Below are 1732 nucleotides of genomic sequence, written 5' to 3'. Positions count from 1 at the left end.
TGAGCTTGAGTGAGGAAACGGAATCATTTCGAGGGAGTTTAGTCCGTAGTATTTATCCTTTTGTTGGAGCCAGTTGACAATAATACTTTTAAAAGTGTCTATGAGTAACTCACAACAAGCTCCGTCATCGGAATATGGATCAATTATCCTCACGGTTGTATTGCTTAGCTCGACTACATGATACTTCACACCAGATAGGGTTGTGTTGGTCACTTTACCTCTCAATATTTCATTAATCGAATCAATCACCCACATACCCTTTTCATCTTTTTCTTGAAGGTTTGTCCCGATAAAAGTTTCTAACAAATCATAACCTGATGGTAAAGAAATTACAGGTACTCCATCCATATCAATAAGCTTAGATTTCATAAATACCCTCCACTACGTACTATCTGAGGCTTTGGCAGTCTAACACTATGTTTTCTCAGTCTAACACTATGTTTTCTCAGTCTACAACTTTATTTTCCTAGTCTAATACTTTATTTTTTCAGTCTACAACTCTTTTTTCTCAGGACAATTATGATGAAATATTATTGATATTCTATATAATTGAATATAAGTTCGTGAAATAAAAGGAGTGTTTTGCTTGAAAAGAAGTATAGTTACGACTTTTGTTCTCTCATTCTCTCTTATGGGATGTACACCTTCTTCAACCACCCATGCACCAGAAACCAATAAAAAAGCGGAATCGGTAGCAGAGAACTCTGTAATACATTCCAAAAAAGAAATTAGTGAGATAACAGATCGACAGAAGAGCTCAGAAATAAATAAAGTAATTCTCGATCAGAATTTTCTATCTCAGATTCAAAATAATATAATTCAGGGTTTTAGTATTAATATTGGAACACTGAAAGCTGAAGTTATAGAATTATACGGTCCGATTATTGAGGAAGACTACTATACAGGAGGTTTGTACTCTAAGTTCCAAAATTTAAATGATGTGTTAGTATTTTTTGACGAGAAAAATCGTGTCTTCTCTATTCGATTAGATTCAAATTATTTAGATAAGACGAATATTGATGAGATTAAGGAAGTACTAGGGAAGCCTATAAGTGAAGAAATTATTAATGAAGACGAGACTACTACTGCAGATGATCGATATTTCTTTTCTTATATGATAGATAATATATATATTAATTTTGAAGCAGACAACACGGAGTCTCCTGTTTATTCCTTACATATCATTAAGAAGGAGTAACATAATTTGCTATAACATCTATGATTAAAGGGGAGATTTTAGTGATTCGACTATTAGACAAGATATCTACAAGGAAATATTTATATTGGTTACTTGCTACAGTAATTATTAATACCATAATTTGGTTGTTTTTATTTTTTAATTTTGAAATAGTTTCCCTTAATGTGTTGGTTATTGCTTCTCTTTTACCACCAACAATATTAGCTATTTATCTTATAATCATAGGCTGTTACCTAATTGTAAAAAAAGAAACAGCAAAAAACGAAAAAATAATATCAATATTTATGATATACGTATTTGCATTCCCAGTAATTCCTTTTTTAATTTCTGGGTTTATTCGCGGAATTTATTACGTAAGCTTTAATGAAATGAAGTATGATACATTATTTTTTTCACCAGGTTATATCACTTATTTAGTATCTTTACTTGGTATTACTTTACTCCAACCATTCCTGTTACATCATTCGATTAAAGTTAAACATTTCACATATGGACTGGAGTTAGTATAGTTTCATGGACACATCTTGGTTAAGT

The 1732-nt window shown here is 31.4% G+C and carries 3 protein-coding genes; 2 read left to right on the top strand and 1 reads right to left on the bottom strand.

The genetic code is table 11. The annotated features are described in order from the left end of the window. Positions 1-369: hypothetical protein (locus LM917_RS24255; protein ID WP_232700270.1), on the bottom strand; the 369-nt coding region annotated here is incomplete at its 3' end. Positions 370-586: 217 nt separating this feature from the next. On the opposite strand from LM917_RS24255, the gene LM917_RS24250 reads away from it, so the two are divergent. Further along, positions 587-1198, top strand: coding sequence for a DUF4309 domain-containing protein (locus tag LM917_RS24250; RefSeq protein ID WP_232700269.1), 612 nt, complete (start codon positions 587-589; stop codon positions 1196-1198). 41 nt (positions 1199-1239) lie between these two features. After that, entirely contained in the window at positions 1240-1707 is a 468-nt protein-coding gene (locus tag LM917_RS24245; RefSeq protein WP_232700268.1) for a hypothetical protein, read from the top strand. The last annotated feature ends 25 nt before the right edge of the window (positions 1708-1732 follow it).

The organism is Brevibacillus daliensis (assembly GCF_021245735.1).
In the GTDB taxonomy this organism is placed as follows: domain Bacteria; phylum Bacillota; class Bacilli; order Brevibacillales; family Brevibacillaceae; genus Brevibacillus_B; species Brevibacillus_B daliensis.
This window is presented reverse-complemented; position numbering and strand designations above follow the sequence as displayed.